This window comes from Aquimarina sp. I32.4, assembly GCF_002924285.1.
In the GTDB taxonomy this organism is placed as follows: Bacteria; Bacteroidota; Bacteroidia; order Flavobacteriales; family Flavobacteriaceae; genus Aquimarina.
In genome coordinates this window covers 1-21,407 of the sequence record NZ_PGUB01000083.1, presented here as the reverse complement: position 1 = coordinate 21,407, position 21,407 = coordinate 1, and the positions used below count along the sequence as shown (strand labels likewise).

Sequence of the window (21,407 nt, the reverse complement as noted above, 5' to 3'; positions counted from 1 at the left end):
CTAAAATAGAAACTCCGCAATTAGCTATAAATCTAATTCTTGAACAGCATCAAAGATACATCAAACAACTACTAAGAGACCAAGAAAAGAACAATCAAACCTAAGATGACAAAGTAGGACTAATGTAAAAATCGGTTACCCGAAATATTTTGATTTTATTTTGAATACTTGTTAATGTCAGAGATCGTGTATTTGTTACCTAGTTATTTACTTTATTTTCTAATAGCATCAATCTTTCTTCTAATACACTGTTGACTTCTTGCTGTTGTTTTATCTTTTTCTCCTGATCTATTGTATATAAAGTAAGTTCTTCAATCTTTTCTAGTAATTTCATATTCATAATTCCCAATTCCACACCATTTGTCTCCATTTCTATTGCAGAAGGAATATTAGGTAAGTGCCCTTTTTCTTTTATGTGCGCTTGCACTTCTTCTATAGATAGCAAATCATATTCTTTTTTAAACACATAGTCTGGAGCAGGGACACTTAAATCTATCTTTACCTCTTCTGCATGAATTTTCCCTTTTACAGTAAGTTTAGAATCTGGAGTTGTGGTTCCTATACCAACTTTGCCGTTGTTACAATAAATGGTTTGACAAAAACTAGACACTCCGCCTGAGCTGTCATAAAGTTCTTGAATTTCTTGTTTTGATAACACTTTATTAAACACCATCAGTTCATCCACACTTCCCTTAAAGTCATTACCATACCCCACATTATTAAAAAAGAACTTTCTTCCTATTCCCAAATGTGTCGCCCACTGAAAATCAATTTTCTGAGTACCTCCTATAACACCATTTAAATATCCTGTTATGTTTTTGTTAGCGTCAATTGTTACGCACACCAAAGACCATTTACCTTTATTAGTTTCATCATATCCATAAATAATTGGACTCCATGGGCTCCATGATTGTATCGTATTATTTGCATATCGTAATGAAAAAACATTTGATGAATTACCACCTATACTTGATATCAATCTCATATCACTATTAAGTACATCAGGTTTTATCCAAAATGCAATAGTAATTTCTGGAATTTGAGGAGTATTAATTTTAATATAGTCATCAACTCCATCAAAATGAAATGCTCCATTATTCTTGCCGTCTATTCCTTTGACTGGCGTAACATTCCCAAAAACAACTCCGTTATTATTTCCTTTTATATCATTTGCATTTCCATCAAATGGCCAATATGCTATTAAAGAGCTATTTGCAGTTTACGCAACACCAAGAGCTGAAATTAGTATTAGAGTAATGCTAAGAAAGTTTCTCATAATTATATTTTTTAGTGAACATATTTTTAATTAAACCCTCCCATACCAAAATACAGGAAGGTTTAAAAGAATCACAAAGATTAGCTTGCCTATGGAAAGAAGAGGTAACCCCACCCTTCATCATTCAAAAATTAATCTAGACTTAGTCCTACCCATATCAAGATTAAAAAAATTGAAGATTTTATCCATAATTATCACTGACAATCATATTATCTTGCGAAATAGAATAACCTTATTTGATCATTCATACTGCAATATTAAAGCATAGAAGTACCGTTTTTTGAAACTGAGCAAAAAAAATGTATTTTTTTATTTTTATTTATAATTACACCTCATTCTAATAACAATAATCTTCCTACAAACCCCTATAAATATAACCAGCATAACTTCATTGATAAAAGTGACTTTTATAAAAAACTATCTAATATTTTGATCAATTGATTGTAGAATTTGAGCAAGAAACCAAGAATCTCTTTGCCTGAAATCGATATTGCACCTATATTTGTGATAAAACCCTTTACGTGAGTACATCTATAATCTCGCAAATTATTGCACAGTCTCTTCAATTACAGAAACTGGAAAAAGCTATTGCCCAACCTAAAGCAAAAACACACTTGCAAGGAGCTATAGGATCATCGCTATCCTTTATTATCGAAAATAGTTTTAAACTTACAGAACAACCTTTTCTGTGCATTTTTAATGACAAAGAAGAAGCTGCTTATTATCTAAATGATTTAGAACAATTACTGGGAGACAAAAATGTACTTTTCTACCCAGGGAGTTATCGCCGACCGTATCAAATTGAAGAAACTGACAATGCCAATGTACTACTGAGGGCCGAAGTATTAAATCGTATAAATTCAAGAAAAAAACCAGCACTGATTATTACATATCCAGATGCTTTGTTTGAGAAAGTGGTTACCCGAAAAGAGCTAGAAAAAAACACCTTAAAAATTAACGCCAACGATACGCTTTCTTTAGACTTTGTAAATGAAGTCTTATTCGAATATCAGTTTCAAAGAGTAGATTTTGTTACAGAACCTGGTGAATTTTCTGTTCGTGGTGGAATTGTAGATGTATTTTCTTTCAGTAATGATCAACCCTATCGAATTGAGTTTTTTGGCGATCAAGTAGATAGCATTAGAACCTTTGATGTAGAAACACAATTATCTACAGATCAAATAAAAAAAATATCCATTATCCCAAATGTAGAGAACAAAGCATTGCAGGAAACACGAGAAAGCTTCTTAAAATACATTTCCTCAAAAACTATTGTCTTTGCAAAAGATATTGACTTTCTATCCGCGAGGATAGATAAGAATTTTGAAAAAGCAGAAATAGCTTTCAAAACACTCTCAAAAGATATTAAACACAGTACTCCCCAAGAACTCTTTGCCACATCAGAACTTATAAAAAAGCAACTACTAGATTTTTCATTGGTTGAAATTGGTAACCACCCACTGACCAAGGCTGAATACAGTATAAAATTTGACACCAAACCTCAACCCTCTTTCAACAAACAATTTGATTTACTCATTCAAAATCTAAATGAAAATAGTCAAAAAGAATACAAGAATTATATCTTTTGTGTGAGTGAACAACAGGCAAAACGTTTTCATGATATTTTTGATGATGCCGATCTTGATGTTAAACAATATGAAACTATCGTTTTCTCTGCATTTCAAGGATTTACAGATCACCATAATAAGATCGTTTGTTATACCGATCATCAAATATTTGAACGCTATCATAAATTTAATCTTAAAAACGGGTATGCCAAAAAACAAGCAATCACCCTAAAAGAACTTACCAATTTCGAAGTTGGCGATTATGTAACACACATTGATCATGGGATAGGTAAATTTGGTGGGTTACAAAAAATAGATGTAGAAGGTAAAAAACAAGAAGCTATCAAGTTAATTTATGGAGAAAGAGATGTATTATATTTAAGTATTCACTCTCTTCATAAAATTTCAAAATATAATGGAAAAGATAGTAAACCTCCTCAAATCTATAAATTAGGCTCAAAAGTCTGGAAAACATTAAAACAAAAAACCAAAGCACGGGTAAAACATATTGCTTTTAACCTAATCCAGTTATATGCTAAACGGAAATTACAAAAAGGATTTCAATACAATCCAGATAGTTATCTACAACACGAATTGGAAGCTTCTTTTATCTATGAAGACACTCCTGACCAGAGTACCGCTACCGAGGCTGTGAAAAAAGATATGGAAAGTGAGCTCCCAATGGATCGACTTATATGTGGAGATGTTGGTTTTGGTAAAACTGAGGTAGCTATTCGTGCGGCATTCAAAGCCGTTGATAATGGCAAACAAGTTGCTATTCTAGTTCCAACTACAATTCTTGCATTTCAACATGCAAAAACCTTTAGAGAACGGCTCAAGGATTTTCCTGTCACAGTTGACTACATTAATCGTTTTCGTACAGCAAAGCAAAGAAAACAAACATTAGAGGAGCTAGCTACTGGCAAGGTCGATATTATTATTGGTACACATCAGCTAGTTAATAAGTCTGTAAAATTCAAAGACCTTGGGCTATTGGTAATTGATGAAGAACAAAAGTTTGGAGTCTCTGTAAAAGACAAACTTAAAACGATAAAAGAAAACGTTGACACATTAACACTTACTGCTACTCCTATCCCAAGAACACTACAGTTTAGCCTTATGGCCGCAAGAGATTTATCTACGATTACCACCCCTCCTCCTAATAGATATCCTATTGAGACCAATGTAATACGGTTTAACGAAGAGACCATAAGAGATGCTGTAAGTTATGAAATACAACGTGGGGGTCAAGTATATTTTATAAACAATAGAATTGAAAATATAAAGGAAGTCGCTGGAATGATACAACGATTGGTTCCTGATGCCAAAGTAGGTATTGGCCATGGACAAATGGAAGGTAAAAAACTAGAGACTCTTATGCTTTCTTTTATGAACGGAGAGTTTGATGTATTGATCGCTACCACTATTGTAGAAAGTGGATTAGACGTACCAAATGCAAATACCATCTTTATTAATAACGCCAATAATTTTGGTCTTTCAGATTTACACCAGATGAGAGGGCGTGTTGGACGAAGTAACAAAAAAGCATTCTGCTATTTTATTACCCCTCCTTATTCGGCTATGACAGAAGATGCCAGAAAGCGTATCACTGCTCTAGAACAATTCTCTGAGCTGGGTAGTGGTTTTAATATCGCAATGAAAGATCTTGAAATTAGAGGAGCTGGTGATCTTCTTGGAGGAGAACAAAGTGGGTTTATTAATGAAATTGGTTTTGACACCTATCAAAAAATCCTGAACGAAGCAATAGAAGAGCTTAAAGAAAATGAGTTCAAAGAACTTTATAAAGATGAAGCTAAGGAAATTGTATTTTTAAAAGACACACAGATTGACACTGATTTTGAATTATTATTTCCTGATGATTATATCAATAATATAACCGAACGACTGAGTCTTTATACAGAGCTTACTACAATTAAAGATGAATCGACATTACAAGCATATGAAAAACGATTAATAGATCGTTTTGGGGAATTACCAGCCCCTGCTATAGATTTACTAAATTCTGTTAGGATAAAATGGATTGCAACAACTATAGGTCTTGAAAAAATTATTATGAAACAAGACAGGCTTATTGGTTATTTTATTAGTGATCAACAATCTCCTTTTTATCAAAGCCCCGTATTCACTAGTGTATTGCAATTTGTACAACAACATTCAAATGTTTGTAAAATGAAAGAGAAACAAACCAGAAATGGATTGCGATTATTACTAACTTTTGACAACGTCAATTCTATTCATAGTGTATTAAAAGCATTACAACCTCTCAAGGCACATCTGCAAAAAATATAAGAGCATAAAAAAAATATGCTCTTATTGTATTGTCTATACTAAATGATTACTATTTATTAGAACTTATAGATCTATAAGAAGAAAAATAGTTTTTTATCTAGTTCTGTCGTACCTGTGGCCAATTGTTTTCATGTTTTGCTGCATCTCCAAAACCAACCTGTCCACAACTAATAACAATTCGAACTATGTTTTGCGACGTTCCTTCTGTCTCCATACTGTCCTCATAACGAACACAATACCCAAAATCAAAACCTATCTTTTTACGTACTTGCATTCCTTTACTATCCATAATATGCAATTCGCCTTTTTTTGTAGCTGTTCGAGATAAAGCCCAATCATTAAGCATTGTATCCTGTGCTTTAGTAACCTCCAGCGATACTGTGATTTTACCCGCTACTGGGCTAGAATGCACCATACCGTTATGATCTGTTCCTTGTGTGATCAAATAATGATAGTTTACTACTTTGATTGATTCTCCGTCAAGATCTAATGTCCCCTGTATCATAAGTGTGTTGTTTTTCTTATATAAAATTATATTGTTACTAAATTGATTATTGTAACATAAGTAAAAATATTAAATTTTTATCAAAAAATCAAAAATGATAAAATGCATTTTCTAAATGCTCGATTTGAGTACCTAAGGTATTTTTAATAATTGCTACAATATCAAACCTCACTTCTACATCAAGATCTTGCTCTGTTACGTAATAATCCACCACCTTAACCATAGACTGTATTTGTTTAGGTTTTACAAAATCTTGAGGATCTCCAAACTCTGGAGTACTTCTGGTTTTTACTTCTACAGCAATCAAAGTATCTCCTTTTTGAGCAATAATATCAACTTCAAATTTAAGATATCGATAATTCTTTTCTAAAATAACATACCCCTTTTTACTCAAAAAATCAATTGCCAATTGTTCTCCTTTTTTACCAAGGGCATTATGCTCTGCCATAACTATATGTATTTTAATGTTATCTGATCTGCATCTACCCGTAAAGAAGCTTCTGCCCCCATTATCAAAGCATGATTATCTTCAATATGTCCCATAGGGAAATTAAACACCACTGGAAATCCATATTCTTTGACAATATCCAAAATTATTTTTTTAGGCTTTTTACCAAAAGGAATATTATTATCATGCATTTTAGTCATTCCACCAACAATCAATCCTGATAGATTATCAAAAAAACCATTTCGTTTCAAGTTTTGTAACATACGATCAATATGATAAAGATATTCATCTAAATCTTCAATACATAAAATCTTACCCGAAGTGTCTAATGAAGATTTAGACCCACACAAAGAATATAGCATCGATAGATTCCCTCCTACAAGTTTTCCTTGGCATTCCCCAAGAATATTTTTCTTTGAAGAAGAAATAGAATACTCCACTTCTTTCCCAAAAAGAATATCTCTTAAAGAAGTCATTGAGACCTTTGTACCTTTATGGATATCAATAGCTAGGGGAGCATGTAGAGAACATACTCCTAAGTTGTGAATTTCTGAATGCAGTACTGTAATATCAGAATACCCTACAATCCACTTAGGATTCTTGAGTAGATTAGAAAAATCAATATGGTCAATAATTCGCACCGTTCCATATCCTCCTCTTGCACACCAAATTGCCTTAATCTCCTTATCATCTAACATTTTTTGAAAATCTAAAACACGCTCTTGATCGGATCCTGCAAATTGATGTAGCTCTTTTCCTATTGTACTCCCTAACACAGGTACTAACTTCCATTTCTCTAGCATCAAAACAGCTTCTTGTATCTCTTTCACACTTACCTTTCTAGCAGTAGAAACAATAGCTACTTTATCTCCTTCTTTAATAAAACTTGGTTGTAACATTCTATAATACTATAATTTTTTATGATAAAATCTCTATGGGATTACCGTAACAAAAACATCTGTTTTTTAACAAATTAGAATCATTTCGTTAACATTTATTCTTAATTTTTTTGAATTTTATAGCACTAATTAACAAAGACTTTCGTTATTAACCTTTATATTGTGAACAATTTTGTCCATTTTACCCTACTTTTAATACTAATATACCTATGATGTCGGATACCTCATGTAATCTTGCTTCTCTAGCAGAATATGTGCCTTCTTCAGGAAACCCTTGGAATGTAACTAAAATAAAGCACTTATATCGCAGAATAGCTTTTGGTGCTTCAAAAACAGAAGTACTGGCTGCTTTGGCTCAGAACAATCCTGGTGCATTGGTCGATCAACTTATTGATGAAGCAATTGCATTAAATACTACTCCGCCACCCGTATGGGGGTTTTGGAATGCAGATCAATTTGATAATGCTCCTCTAGATGTATTTGAATATACTCAAGAAGGAAAAAGACAAATGATCAATGACCTAATCCAAAATAAAGTACGAGAACGACTTACTTTGTTCTGGAGTAATCATTTTGTTACAGAAGATGACACCTATAGAAGTCCTGCCTATCAATCTCAATATTATAACCTTTTGCAAATGCATGCTTTAGGCAATTTTAGAGATTTTGTATATGACGTTGGTATCTGTAATGCTATGTTGGTTTACCTTAATGGTGATGAAAATGTAAAAGATAGACCCAACGAAAATTATGCAAGAGAATTATACGAGCTCTTTACTCTTGGTGTTGATAACGGATATACAGAAGATGATATTCAAGAAACAGCAAAAGCATTAACGGGGTATGTAGACACAAACGATATTCCTTGGGGTGATATTCTTTTTGATGCTGGCCAATTCAGTAATGAATCCAAAACTATTTTTGGACAAACAGGAAACTGGACTTATGATGATGTGATCAATATTCTATTCCAACGAAGAGAGACACAGGTTGCTACATTTATTTGCGCAAAACTATATACCTATTTTGTGAGCCCCACTTGCAACGATGCAATCGTTGCCCAAATGGCACAAACTTTTATAAACAACGGATACAATATCGCAACTGTACTTCGTGAGTTATTCAAGAGCGAACATTTTTTTGATACAGAAGCTATAGGAACCATTATCAAAAGTCCTTGTGATTTAAACTTAAGTTTTTATAATGAAATTGGATTCGATTTACCCCCAATTGATCATATTGATTTCTATTTAAGTGCTACAAGAACTCTTGGACAAGATGTATTAAACCCTATTGATGTAGAAGGCTGGCAAGGAGATGAAGATTGGATCAGTCCTGATCTGTTGATTGGTCGTTGGGAAAGTATTAGGTATATCCTACAACAAGCTTGGACTCACAACCAGAATCAGTTTAAAAACCTTTTAATTGGGATGCCAATTGGAGAGCCTGGTGATGGAAACTTAGTGACTACCGATGATGATGTGAATTTCGTAGTAAGAACGATCCTTAATTACTTTTTCCCAAGAGGAATCGACGATGCTGTAACTTTTGGTGAGGCACTAGGCGCATTTAAAATTGATGGAATTCCTGAAAATTATTTTGAAGACGGAACTTGGACATTAGCGTACCCAGAGGTACCCCAACAATTTGCCGCATTACTCAATTACATCGCAGAAATCCCTGAATTCCAACTTAAATAAGACATTATGAGCGAGAAAAATCACTCTAAAAACATAAAAAAAGAAGGATCTTGTAATACAGAAGATCATATCAAATGGAACAGGAGATCTTTTCTACATGCATTAGGCCTTGTAGGAGGAGGCTCTATGATGCTAGCAAACACCCCCTTATCCGTATCAAAACCCTCGCCACTATCAATCGCATTGAGTCAATCAGAAAATGATAATATTTTAATCCTTGTTAGACTACAAGGGGGCAATGATGGATTCAATACAATTATCCCAGTATATGATTATGATATATATGCCAATGCGAGACCTCTTATTAAAATCCCCCCAAGTGAATTCATAAATCTTAGTGATGATTATGCCATGCCTAAGCCAATGAACAAACTAGAAAGCGTTTGGGGCGAAGGACAAATGAGAGTTGTACACGGAATAGGATATGAAAATTCTTCTTTATCTCATTTTAAAGGGTCTGATATTTATGCAAATACTAATTTGGTTGAAGAAGATAGAACTGGATTCATGGGGAGATATTTTCAGGAGATTTATCCCGATTATATTTTTAACCCGCCAGCAAGTCCTCCATCAATCCAAATCGGAAGTATTGGAAATCTAATTTTTAAAGGCCCTGAAAATGATTTTTCTTTTGCTGTTTCTCATCCAAACAGATTGTTACAAATCGCAGAAAACGGTACCTCATACAACCTAGATGGATTAGGTGAATGCACCTATGACGACAAAGTAAAACACCTAAGAGAAGTTACCAACACAACTTTTACATATGCTGATGCTATAAGTGCTGCTTATGAAAGATCTTCGGACTTTACTGAATATCTTGATGATAGCTTAGGCAGACAGTTAAGTATTATATCTAGATTAATCAAAGGAGGACTAGGAACCAAAGTATATCTAGTAACTCTAGGAGGGTTTGATACCCATAGTAATCAAATACAAAGACATCAAGAGCTTCTTAATTCCTTCTCAGAAGCAATAAGCACTTTCTACAAAGACCTTTCTGATGCTGGATGGGATGATAAGGTACTTACTATGACGATGTCTGAATTTGGGAGACGATTTAAAGAAAATGGATCTTTGGGTACAGATCATGGTACTGCTGCTCCAACAATGTTTTTTGGATCTGGTCTTAACGGAAATGGTTTTGCAGGAGAACATCCCGATTTATCCAATCTAACCCGAGGAGGTAATGTATTTAATACTACCGATTTCAGACAAGTATATGCAACAGTTATGAAAGATTGGCTATGCATCGACGAAAACACTGTAGGCAGAGTTCTTTTAGGAAGTTCTTTTGAATCTTTGGATTTGGGTTTTAATTGCTCTGGAACTAATTCTAACATCCCAAATGATGGCTCAGGAATCTCTCATATAGTTACTTATAGAGACAGCCAAACCTATATCAATATTGCAAATCCTGAGACTACCCATGTGGATATTGCTCTGTATAATGTAATTGGACAAAAGGTTGCGACGCTTAGAAATGAATTATTGATGGAAGGTGAACACATCATTGATGTAAAACAATCTGCCAATACACGATTAAGTACTGGCCCGTATGTTTATCAGATTCAAACTAATAACGGGAATTACAGCAAATCTATTTTAATCTCATAAATCATTAAATATAACCACTTAGACCATCTCAAATAATTGGATGATTCAGTGGTTATATTTTGTAAGTGTTTTTATTACCTTTGTGCCTTATTTTTAAGCATTATGAGCACAGAGGGAAGATATACAATTACAGCAGCTTTACCATACACAAACGGACCTATACATATAGGTCATCTCGCGGGGGTTTACGTTCCCGCTGATATTTATTCACGCTACCTTAGAATTACCGGAAACGATGTAGCTTTTATTTGCGGTAGCGATGAGCATGGTGCTGCGATCCCAATGCGCGCAAAGAAAGAAGGTGTTTCTCCTCAAGTTATAATTGACAAGTACCACACAATTATCAAAAAATCTTTTGGTGATTTTGGAATTTCATTTGACAACTACTCAAGAACCTCTGCTCCTATTCATCATGAGACAGCTTCTATTTTTTTCAAAAAATTATATGATGATGATAAGTTTATAGAAGAAACATCAGAACAATTATACGACCCTGAGGCTGATCAGTTTTTAGCAGATCGATTTGTTATAGGTACATGCCCAAAATGTAGCCACGAGGAAGCATACGGCGATCAATGTGAAAAATGCGGTAGTTCGCTTAATGCTACAGACCTTATCAACCCAAAATCTACAATTTCGGGTGCAGAACCTATATTAAAACAAACCAAACATTGGTTTTTACCTCTTGATCAATATGAAGGTTTTTTAAAAGAATGGGTTCTAGAAGGGCATAAAAAAGATTGGAAAACAAATGTATATGGTCAAATAAAATCATGGATTGACGACGGTTTACGCCCTCGTGCTGTAACTCGTGACTTAGACTGGGGGATTCCTGTACCTGTTGATGGTGCAGAAGGAAAAGTGTTATATGTATGGTTTGATGCTCCTATTGGATATATTTCTTCTACAAAAGAATGGGCTGAAAGAGAAGGAAAAGATTGGGAACCATATTGGAAAGATAAGAACACCAAGCTTGTTCATTTTATTGGTAAAGATAATATTGTATTTCACTGTATTATTTTTCCAAGCATGCTAAAAGCAGAAGGAAGCTACATACTTCCTGAAAATGTTCCTGCAAACGAGTTTTTGAACCTAGAGGGCAATAAACTATCTACCTCAAAAAACTGGGCTGTTTGGCTACATGAGTATTTAGAAGATTTTCCTAATCAGCAAGATGTATTGCGCTATGCATTGACAGCTAATGCCCCAGAAACCAAGGATAATGATTTTACTTGGAAAGATTTTCAGGCACGTAATAATAATGAGTTGGTTGCAATATTTGGTAATTTTATAAACAGGGTTGTTGTTTTGACCAATAAATACTATGATGGTGTAGTACCAAACCCAAGTACTTTCTCTGATGTTGACAAACAAACTTTGGCTGAACTAAAAGCATACCCAGCTGTTATCTCTAGCTCGATAGATCGTTACAGATTCAGAGAAGCAAGTCAAGAATTACTTAATGTTGCCCGTCTAGGAAATAAATACCTCGCAGATGAAGAACCATGGAAATTGATCAAAACAGATGAAGAACGCACCAAAACTATTATGTATGTTGCATTGCAAATTGCTTCTGCACTAGCAACTTTATCTGAACCCTTTTTACCATTTACTAGTACTAAGCTCAAATCTATTCTTTGTCATTCTAACCTTGATCAGGAAGCTACATGGAACGATATTCACTCTCAAGAAATATTACTCCCTGCAAATCACAAAATAGAAAAAGGAGAACTTTTATTCTCAAAAATAGAAGATACCGAAATACAAAAACAATTGGATAAATTAGAAGCAACAAAAAAAGCAAATGAGGCAGAAAACAAAACTGTAACTCCTCAAAAAGAAAGTGCTACATTTGAGGACTTCACCAAAATGGATATACGAGTTGGTACAATCATTGAAGCAGAAAAAATGCCTAAAGCCAAAAAGCTCTTAGTTCTTAAAGTAGATACAGGTCTTGATACTAGAACCATTGTTTCTGGTATTGCAGAACATTTTTCTCCAGAAGAAATTATAGGTAAAAAAGTTACTGTACTCGTCAATCTAGCTCCTAGAAAATTAAGAGGTGTAGAGAGTGAAGGGATGATTTTAATGACCGAGACTCCTCACGGTAAATTAGTATTCCTTAATCCCGATGAGGGCAATGTAAATCCAGGAGCCGTCATTAGCTAAAAAGATAAAACAACAACCCCAAACGTTTCTCTAAGCATTTGGGGTTTACTTTTTGAATTCCACAAATTTAAATCATGAAAAAAAAAGGCTTTTTTTTATCTCCTCCTCTTTACCATTTTTAAACCCTTTTGTCAAGAAAAAGTATTAGAACTACCCAAAGTTTTCGCAAATAAATACCAATCCGACAAAGAGTCTTATTCCATCCCTAATCAGGAAAATGGAGACCTCATGCTTTTATTAGAAGAGAACAAAAAGTTTTACTCCTATTTATTGAATTCTGAATATCTTCAAAAATCAACGATAACCACCAAAACACTTCCTTCTAAATATAGATCTATTCTAGGGTATTCTGTAAATAATAATACATACGCTATCTTTTTTGCTAATTCTAGAAATACAAAATTTGGCATACAAACATTTAATTTTGACACAAAATCTTCTACCAATGTTTTTTTAGATTTTAAAATAAAAGGAGAGAAATATGTAGAAAGTGTTAATTACAAAAACAAAATACACCTAATCACAATCTCAAAAAATTCTTCAGAACTCAACATTTATACATTCGATAATAAGTATCAACCTCAAAAAAAAGTAATCTCATTAAAGCAAGTAGAATATCAAAACCCAAGTGATCAGTACCATACGATCAATGCACATTATTTATTAACATCAGATTCTGATGGGTTTACGATCAGTGTTGAAAAAATAGAATCCAGAAACCCAAATGTAATCGAGACAACGTCTAAGTTGACTAAATTATACCTACTAGAAAACCAATTGATATTCAGTTTTGACTATGACAAAAAAGAAACCAAATTATGCATTATAGATTTAGACACTTTTCTTTTCACTTACAAAGTTTTTGACAAACCATCAAAAACAGAAAAAGGTTTTACAGGAAGTAATTCTTATATCTATGACAATAAAATTTTTCAGATCGCTAGCTCAAGTCAAAAAATGAAATTCACTATTTCTGATATAATTTCAAACAACATAATAAAGGAATATGCAATCAAAAAAGAAGACTCCATTACGTTCAAAAACTCACCTATAATACAAGAGGGAGGCACTTCATTTTTTAGTTTTTCTAATAACGATCGAATTAGAGAAATGGAAAAAACAGCAAAATACCTGCGAAAAATATCAAATTCTAATTTAGGAATCTCAACTTATAAAGTAAATGACCAATACAATATTATCTTAGGAGGAACAAAAGAAATTTATTCTGGCGGCGGAAATTTTGCCCCAGGCTTTGGAAGTGGTTTTGGAGCTATTGGCACTGTAGGCAATCTTAATGCTATCTCTATAAATTTTAACCCAACATTTTATGGATATAATGGGTATAGGTCAAACAAATCGACCTACATTAACTGTCTTTTTGATCATGATTTTGAACATCTGCAAGGAGATATTCCTAAAAATATTTATGATAAAGTAAATGAGTTTGAAGACACCTTGAAAAAACCTTCTGCAATCAATATTTTCTTACATAACTATAAGATTCATTATGGTTTTTTTGATAAAACAGATAAAATGTATAAACTGTATCGTTTTGAAGATTAAAAATCATGCTTAAAATAGCGTATCATCCAATCTATACATATCCTGTTCCTGAAGGGCATCGATTTCCGATGATTAAATACGAATTATTGCCCAAACAACTACTTCATGAGGGGACATGCAAAGAAGAGAATTTTTTTAAGCCTACCATTCCAGATCCCAAAGCTATTCTGGCAATTCATTCTGCAACTTATTTTGAAAACCTTTGCACATTGTCTCTAGACTCAAAAGCTTCTAGAAAAATAGGGCTACCCATCTCAAAACAACTTATTGACCGCGAAGTAATTATTGCTGATGGCACTATAAAAGCATCTAAATATGCATTACGTTATGGTATTGCTATGAATATTGCTGGCGGCACTCACCATGCATATACCAATCGAGGAGAAGCTTTTTGCCTACTTAACGACCAAGCTATTGGCGCACGATATCTTCAACATCAAAATATGGTGAAAAAAGTACTAATCGTTGACCTTGATGTACACCAAGGAAATGGTACTGCAGAAATTTTCAGGAATGACCAAAGTGTATTTACGTTCTCTATGCATGGCGCAAACAACTATCCTTTTAAAAAAGAAACATCTGATTTAGACATCGAGCTTCCTGATCAAACCAATGACAAGGAGTATCTTGCTATCCTAAAAAAAACCTTACCCCTACTTATTGAAGAACAAAAACCTGATTTTATTTACTATCTAAGTGGTGTAGACATACTATCTACCGACAAATTAGGCAAACTTGCATGTACTGTATCAGGTTGTGCAGAACGAGATAGATTTGTTATTCAAACCTGTAAAAATCTCGACATTCCCATAATGTGTTCTATGGGCGGCGGCTATTCTCCTAATATTAAAACTATTATCGAAGCACACGCAAACACCTATAGAATTGCTCAAGAAATTTATTTCTAAAACATTATTAGCCTGAGTTTCATGTAACAAAACCTACGTAAGTTGATATTGTTTTCGATAGCAAATTATATCACATATTAAAAAACAAGACCAGTAACCTCTTATAATCAAACATATAACTAGGGTCATTTTATAATAAAATTCTCTTTTACATTCTGATTTAATCATTTGTAAATACATATTTATTGTATATTCGGTCTCTAATTATACCATAATATATGCAAAAAGATTGTCCTGTATGTGGAGATAAAATTATTGGGCGAGCAGATAAAAAATTCTGTAGTGATTATTGCCGTAATACACACAATAACCAGCTTAACAAGGATAGTAAAAATCTAGTAAGAAATATTAATAATTTATTACGTAAAAATTATCGCATCCTCGAAGAATTAAACCCAAAAGGCAAAACTAAAATCTCTAAAAAAAAGCTATTAGAAAGAGGGTTCAATTTTCAGTATTTTACCAGTATTTATGTAACCAAAACAGAAAACACCTATTATTTTGTATATGACCAAGGGTATTTACCCTTAGAAAATGACCTCTATGCCTTGGTAACACGAAACTAAATAAATGTTCTCGCAGGTGATAAAACTAGGTTGAATGCGTAAAAATCTATAGGAAAACAATGAGTAACTATTATAACCATATATCTATTCTTTTTCTATATCAAAATTAAGATTACCGATCTCTCCAATTTTGGCTATTTAACTGCAATGCTGCTTTCATTACATCCTTCTGACTGATTTGCCCAACAAGTTTCCCGTCTTCCAAGATAGGAAAACGTCTTCTTTTGGTTTCTAAAAATTTATTTGCAGCATCAAAAATATTCAAATTCCCATCTATAGTCTCTACATCTTTAACCATAAATTTTTCGACCTTAGCATCATCAATTGGCATATTATAATATCTGCTTTCATTTAATTGCTTGAGACAATCACCCTCAGAAATAATTCCTAAAAGTTGATTATTCTCATCGACCACTGGTCCTCCCGATATTTTATGTTTTATTAATGATTCAACAACTTCCATAACCGATTGATCAGGACTAAATGTGATGAGGTCTCTTGTCATATAATCCGAAACTTTTATCAATGTCTCATCTGACTTCTTTGTCTTGGAGCGAGCTCCTTGAAAACTGATTATTCCCATAATAAATAGCAATTTAGTGAATATTAAATATAGTGATTTTCAACAACTTATTCAAAAACTCTTTTACTTTGAGCACTCATAGTACTGCACTTTTTTTATAAAAAACACCCACTTTTCAGCAAATATATCTGGCCAATCGAATGTCTAGATCAAATCGATTACATCAATATACTTTGTGGATAAAGAAATAACTGTAGCTTATTTCTTACCTTTATCATAAATCAATATACACATGCAAAAGTTTCCCTCACTACTTTCATTTGTTCTTATTATTTGTTCACTGGCTTATACTTTTTACAGCAGCAAACCTCAATTAATAACTGACCTTAAAACATCAAAACAAGAATTCTCTACGCTTCGTGCTCTAGAGCATGTAAAAAATATTTCTAAAGAGCCTCATTACCTTGGCAGTTCTGCACATGAAGAAGTAAAAACTTATATTAAAAATGAATTACAACAATTAGGTTTACAACCAGAGATTCAGACAGGTGCTTCTATTTCTAAAAACGGAACTATAAGCTACCCTCAAAACATTATTGCCAGAATTAAAGGAAGTAATAACACAAAGTCCTTGATATTAATGTCTCATTATGACAGTTCACCGCACTCATCATATGGAGCCAGTGATGCTGGTAGCGGAGTAGCGACAATTCTTGAAGGCATACGAGCCTATCTAGCAACCAATAAAACACCAAAAAACGATATCATCATTTGCATTACTGATGGAGAAGAATTAGGCTTAAACGGAGCCGAGCTTTTTGTAAACAAACACCCTTGGACCGAAAACACTGGGCTTGTTCTTAATTTTGAAGCAAGAGGAAGTGGTGGGAATTCTTATATGCTTATCGAGACCAATGGTAAGAACGGAAAAATGATTGACGAATTCTCTAAAGCTAATGTAAAATACCCTGTCACCAACTCTCTTGCATATAGTATTTACAAGATGTTACCCAATGACACTGATCTTACAGTTTTTAGAGAGAAAGGTGATAAAGAAGGTTTTAATTTTGCTTTTATAGATGATCATTTTGACTATCATACCGCCAACGACACGTGGGAAAATCTGGACTTAAACACACTACAACATCAAGGCAGTTATCTAATGCCATTACTCTCTTACTTCTCTGAAAAAGATATTAGCAATCTCAAGTCTGATCAAGATTTTATTTATTTTAATACTCCTGTTTTTAACCTTGTCAAATATCCTTTTGGCTGGATATACACTTTACTATTTATTGGAATCTTTTTATTTATGGCCTTGATTCTCTATGGCAAGTTTTTATATCGAATTGATTTTAAAGAAATTTTAATGGGATTCACTGCTTTTCTATTATGTTTATTACTAGCTGGTGCGTTAACTTTTGGAGGATGGCAATTACTCAACATTATTTATCCACATTATCAAGAAATACAGCATGGATTTACATATAACGGATATCAATACATTCTTGTTTTTGTTTTAATGTCGATTGCCATTTGTTTTAAAGTGTATGGTAAATTTGGTAAAAGTAAAAACCAAGCGAATCTACTTATTGCACCATTATTTATCTGGCTAATTATTTGCACCGTGGCTGCTATATATCTAAAAGGCGCTAGCTATTTTATAATTATAGTATTATTTGGATTGATATCTTTATTTGTTCTTATACGGCAGAAAAAACCTAATGCCTTTTTAATGGTTCTTTTATCATTTCCAGCAATTTACATCTTATCTCCTTTTATTGCTTCTTTTCCAGTGGCACTAGGCTTAAAAATTCTTTTTATTTCTTCAATACTATCTGTTTTATTATTCGGAATGCTTATTCCTGTATTTGGATTTTACAATAGAAAAAAATTATTAGGAAACATCTGTCTTTTATTGAGTATTGTTTTTATTATTGCTGCTCATATAAAATCTAATTTCACTACAAAACGACCAAAACCCAACAGTCTTGTATACATATTAGACAAAGATCAAAACAAAGCAGTATGGGCAACCTATGACACTACTCTTGATTCTTGGAGCAAAAACTACATCATCCCAAAAGAAAATATTGCAGAAGCCTATAATGCGAATACTTTAAAGAGTAAATATCAAAAACCCTTTATATATGCAAACCAGGCACCAATCAAAAACATAGAATCTCCAAAAATTGATATAAACAAAGACACCATTATTGGTAATCAAAGATACATAGAATTATGCATCTCTCCCCAAAGGGACATTCAAAGATTAGACCTATATACTAATACATTATTTAATTTTAATTCTCTAAAAGCAAATAATGAAGAGGCACAAAATTTTGAATATTATGATGGTAATACATACAATGCATTTACAAAAAGATGGGATCAAAACTTACTCACTTATTTTCCTAACAAAAATCAACCATTAGAATTACACATGAAATTTCATAAAGATTCGTTACCGAAATTCATGTTATACGAATCCTCATATGACTTATTAACCAATGAACATTTCTCTATCCCTTCAAGAGAAAACAATATGATACCAAAACCTTTTATATTAAACGATGCAGTCATCATTAAAAAAATCTTTGAGATAAAGAAATACCTCGAAAAGAAAAGAGACACCATCACCATTCTAAACAATCCGCTTGTTCTCAACTCAAAGTAATTGACAAGAAACAGGTTAAAAAAAACCAGCCTTTACCATGAATAAATTATTATTTTTATCAATTTTATTAAGTGGCTTTATGTTATCCAGCACATATGCTCAAAACAATGTAACTCCTCAAACGATAAGTGCAGAAAGCACCTATGAAAACATAGGGATCGTATGGTCAATTACTGGCGATAATGACATGGATAGTAAACTGACAATTGAGTATAAAGCCTCTAGCTCATCTACTTACCTACCAACCTATCGTACTATGAGAGCAAACCCTAATAGTAACATAGATGGTAGCTTACTTGGTCTTAATCATCATGCTGGATCTATTGTGGGACTTACCCCTAATACTAGTTATGATATTAGACTCTCTATTACAGACCCAGATGGTGGCGGAAAAACCGAAAATATAACAGTTACCACAAAAGCAGAGATCACAGATACTTATACAGGAACTATTTACCACGTAATTCCTGGTACTGGTGGAGGCACAGGTACGTCTGCAAATCCTTATAAAGGATTACAAGAAGCTGCAAATAATGCTACCCCTGGAGCTATTTTTTACCTTGGCGCAGGTACATACAACAGTTTTTCTCTGGCTACCTCTGGAACAGAAGCCTTGCCAATAGTTTTTACAGCAAATCTAGCAGATAATGTCGTTATTGACGGAGCTAATACAACTTCAGGAATCACCACTTTAGGAACTTATAACGGAGCTATTCAACATATAATTATTGAGAATATAAAAATTCAGAATGGAAAATGGGGAGTTGATGCTCAAAACACACAATATGTAACGGTAAGGCATTGTACTTTTCAGGATGTTGATTATGGTTATCTCAATCGTCGTGAAAACGGCCTTGAGCACGATCAAACGATCTCTGACAACTATTTCTATGGGAGAACAGCTTGGCCCGTTCCAAATGGATCTATTCCTTCAGAAAGATGTATTGACATTAGAGGGAATAGAAATGTAGTGCGATATAATTTGATACGAAACTTTGGAGATGGTGTATCTACAGATGGGCCTCCTTATAAGAAGTCTTATGCATTAGACATCCATAATAACGATATTTCTTACATAGGAGATGATATTATAGAAGTAGACGGAACCATTGCAAATACCCGTATATGGAGTAACAAAGGGTCTAATGGTAGAATGGGAGTAAGTATTGCCCCAGTTTTTGGTGGCCCCTGTTATGTGTACAGAAATGAGTTTAACAACATGGAAACCTCTACCTATAAAATGAATAGAAAACCCGCAGGACTTATCATAGTTCATAATTCTGCAATCAAAACTGGAAGAGGGACATCTTCTCCTTCAGGATGGCATAATACTATTTTAAGAAATAACATATTAATCTCCAGTCAATATGTTTTTGAAGAATACACCATTCCTTCAAACTCATTAATAGATGATTGGGATTACAATGCTTATTCTTCTCTAAGAAATGGGACATCTGGACAACCTTGGTTTAAATGGAATAATGTTAAGTATAATCAAATTACTGATTTACAAGCAGGTTCTGGGCAAGAAATGAATGGGCTACAGTTTGATCATACTACTGCTATTACCAATATTAGTTTTCCATCTACTTATACAGATGGAGTAGTGTTAGGTAGTTATGATTTTACGCTTTCTGCGTCCAGCCCATTAATTAATCAAGGAGAAAATATCCCAAACCTTAATGATCGTTTTGTAACAGATGGTTCTCCTGATATTGGAGCACATGAATACGGGAGACCCCTTCCTCATTATGGACCTAGAACAGCGTCTCCTGATGATACTACTCCTCCTATAATTACATTATTAGGTAACAATCCTCAAAGTATTCAACAAGGATCTGGGTACACAGAGCTTGGAGCTACAACAGATGATGGAAGCCAGGTAATCATAGATAGCTCTAATTTTACAGATATTATAGGGACTTATACTATTACATATAATGCCACAGATAATGCGGGTAACGTAGCACTAGAGGTAACAAGAACTATTAATGTTGTAGACCCTGTAACCACCGCCCCTGTAATCACACTAATAGGAGATAACCCTCAAGTCATTCAACAAGGGTCTGGATACACAGAACTTGGAGCTACAACTGATGATGGTAGCCAGGTAATTATAGACAGCTCTAATTTTACAGATGCTATAGGAACATATACCATTACATATAATGCTACAGATGATTATGGTAATATTGCATTAGAAGTAACAAGAACTGTTACCGTAGTGAGTCAATCTACTACTATCCCACCAGACACTACTCCATTTTACCTTATCACTTATGACCCTGAAACCAATATAATGGACATTGTATCTAAGGAGGATATTCAAGATCTAAAAATATACGACCTTACTGGCAAAAAAATAAAAGAACTATCTCCCAACACAAGAGAACACCAAGTAAATCTTGAAGGTCTTTCTGACGGTGTTTATGTTTTAAAAATCAGTAACCCTGACAGTAACAGTACTTTCAAAACTAAAATCATGAAATTTTAAGTATTTAGTTTAAAATAAGAAACTAGACTTCTGAATAAAAAGAGAGATCAGTGATTCACATTCAGGTCTCTCTTTTATTTTTAAATGAAGTTATACAATTTACGGATATTAACTTCGCATAAATGCGTCTAAGTAGTGATGATTACTTACTATAGATTTTATAAGTTCATTACTCATACTTTCT

14 protein-coding genes are annotated in these 21,407 nt (G+C 33.5%); 9 read left to right on the top strand and 5 right to left on the bottom strand.

Annotated features, from left to right (window positions below; translation table 11 throughout):
• Window positions 1–199 precede the first annotated feature (199 nt).
• Window positions 200–1,111: a LamG domain-containing protein gene (locus CVD18_RS23190; protein ID WP_255409462.1), complete on the bottom strand. Its 912-nt coding sequence runs from the start codon at window positions 1,109–1,111 to the stop codon at window positions 200–202.
• A 686-nt stretch (window positions 1,112–1,797) separates the two neighbouring features.
• Here CVD18_RS23190 and mfd point away from each other — a divergent pair.
• On the top strand, window positions 1,798–5,154 hold the full coding sequence (gene mfd / locus CVD18_RS16510) for a transcription-repair coupling factor (protein WP_103866534.1): 3,357 nt from the start codon (window positions 1,798–1,800) through the stop codon (window positions 5,152–5,154).
• Window positions 5,155–5,251: 97 nt separating this feature from the next.
• Here mfd and tssD read toward each other — a convergent pair whose 3' ends face one another.
• The 3 genes from tssD to CVD18_RS16495 all read right to left on the bottom strand — a co-directional run bounded on the left by tssD (window position 5,252) and on the right by CVD18_RS16495 (window position 7,006).
• Window positions 5,252–5,659: a type VI secretion system tube protein TssD gene (gene tssD / locus CVD18_RS16505; RefSeq protein ID WP_103866533.1), complete on the bottom strand. Its 408-nt coding sequence runs from the start codon at window positions 5,657–5,659 to the stop codon at window positions 5,252–5,254.
• A gap of 88 nt (window positions 5,660–5,747) precedes the next feature.
• Window positions 5,748–6,107: a YraN family protein gene (locus tag CVD18_RS16500; RefSeq protein ID WP_103866532.1), complete on the bottom strand. Its 360-nt coding sequence runs from the start codon at window positions 6,105–6,107 to the stop codon at window positions 5,748–5,750.
• A 2-nt stretch (window positions 6,108–6,109) separates the two neighbouring features.
• Window positions 6,110–7,006, bottom strand: coding sequence for an LD-carboxypeptidase (locus CVD18_RS16495; protein ID WP_103866531.1), 897 nt, complete (start codon window positions 7,004–7,006; stop codon window positions 6,110–6,112).
• 209 nt (window positions 7,007–7,215) lie between these two features.
• Here CVD18_RS16495 and CVD18_RS16490 point away from each other — a divergent pair, with 209 nt between their 5' ends.
• From CVD18_RS16490 to CVD18_RS16465, 6 genes are all read left to right on the top strand, one after another.
• Window positions 7,216–8,706, top strand: a complete 1,491-nt coding sequence (locus tag CVD18_RS16490) for a DUF1800 family protein (protein ID WP_103866530.1) — start codon at window positions 7,216–7,218, stop codon at window positions 8,704–8,706.
• 6 nt (window positions 8,707–8,712) lie between these two features.
• Entirely contained in the window at window positions 8,713–10,323 is a 1,611-nt protein-coding gene (locus CVD18_RS16485) for a DUF1501 domain-containing protein (RefSeq protein ID WP_103866529.1), read from the top strand.
• Window positions 10,324–10,425: 102 nt separating this feature from the next.
• Window positions 10,426–12,492 carry a methionine--tRNA ligase gene (gene metG / locus CVD18_RS16480; protein ID WP_103866528.1) on the top strand — a complete coding sequence of 689 codons (2,067 nt, stop codon included), beginning with the start codon at window positions 10,426–10,428 and terminating at the stop codon, window positions 12,490–12,492.
• Window positions 12,493–12,720: 228 nt separating this feature from the next.
• Complete coding sequence (locus tag CVD18_RS16475; RefSeq protein WP_103866527.1) at window positions 12,721–14,055, top strand: hypothetical protein; 1,335 nt, start codon at window positions 12,721–12,723, stop codon at window positions 14,053–14,055.
• A 5-nt stretch (window positions 14,056–14,060) separates the two neighbouring features.
• Window positions 14,061–14,963 carry a histone deacetylase gene (locus CVD18_RS16470; protein WP_103866526.1) on the top strand — a complete coding sequence of 301 codons (903 nt, stop codon included), beginning with the start codon at window positions 14,061–14,063 and terminating at the stop codon, window positions 14,961–14,963.
• Between the two features lie 218 nt (window positions 14,964–15,181).
• Window positions 15,182–15,529, top strand: a complete 348-nt coding sequence (locus CVD18_RS16465; RefSeq protein WP_103866525.1) for a hypothetical protein — start codon at window positions 15,182–15,184, stop codon at window positions 15,527–15,529.
• Window positions 15,530–15,641: 112 nt separating this feature from the next.
• On the opposite strand, the gene CVD18_RS16460 is transcribed toward CVD18_RS16465, so the two are convergent.
• Window positions 15,642–16,112, bottom strand: coding sequence for a CBS domain-containing protein (locus tag CVD18_RS16460; RefSeq protein ID WP_103866524.1), 471 nt, complete (start codon window positions 16,110–16,112; stop codon window positions 15,642–15,644).
• A 232-nt stretch (window positions 16,113–16,344) separates the two neighbouring features.
• Between CVD18_RS16460 and CVD18_RS16455 the strand changes: the two genes are divergently transcribed.
• Both CVD18_RS16455 and CVD18_RS16450 read left to right on the top strand, forming a co-directional pair.
• A complete protein-coding gene (locus CVD18_RS16455; protein ID WP_103866523.1) occupies window positions 16,345–18,729 on the top strand; it encodes a M28 family peptidase in 2,385 nt (794 codons plus the stop codon).
• Between the two features lie 37 nt (window positions 18,730–18,766).
• Window positions 18,767–21,223 (top strand): immunoglobulin-like domain-containing protein, encoded by a 2,457-nt coding sequence (locus CVD18_RS16450; RefSeq protein WP_103866522.1) that lies wholly within the window; start codon window positions 18,767–18,769, stop codon window positions 21,221–21,223.
• Window positions 21,224–21,407: the final 184 nt, after the last annotated feature.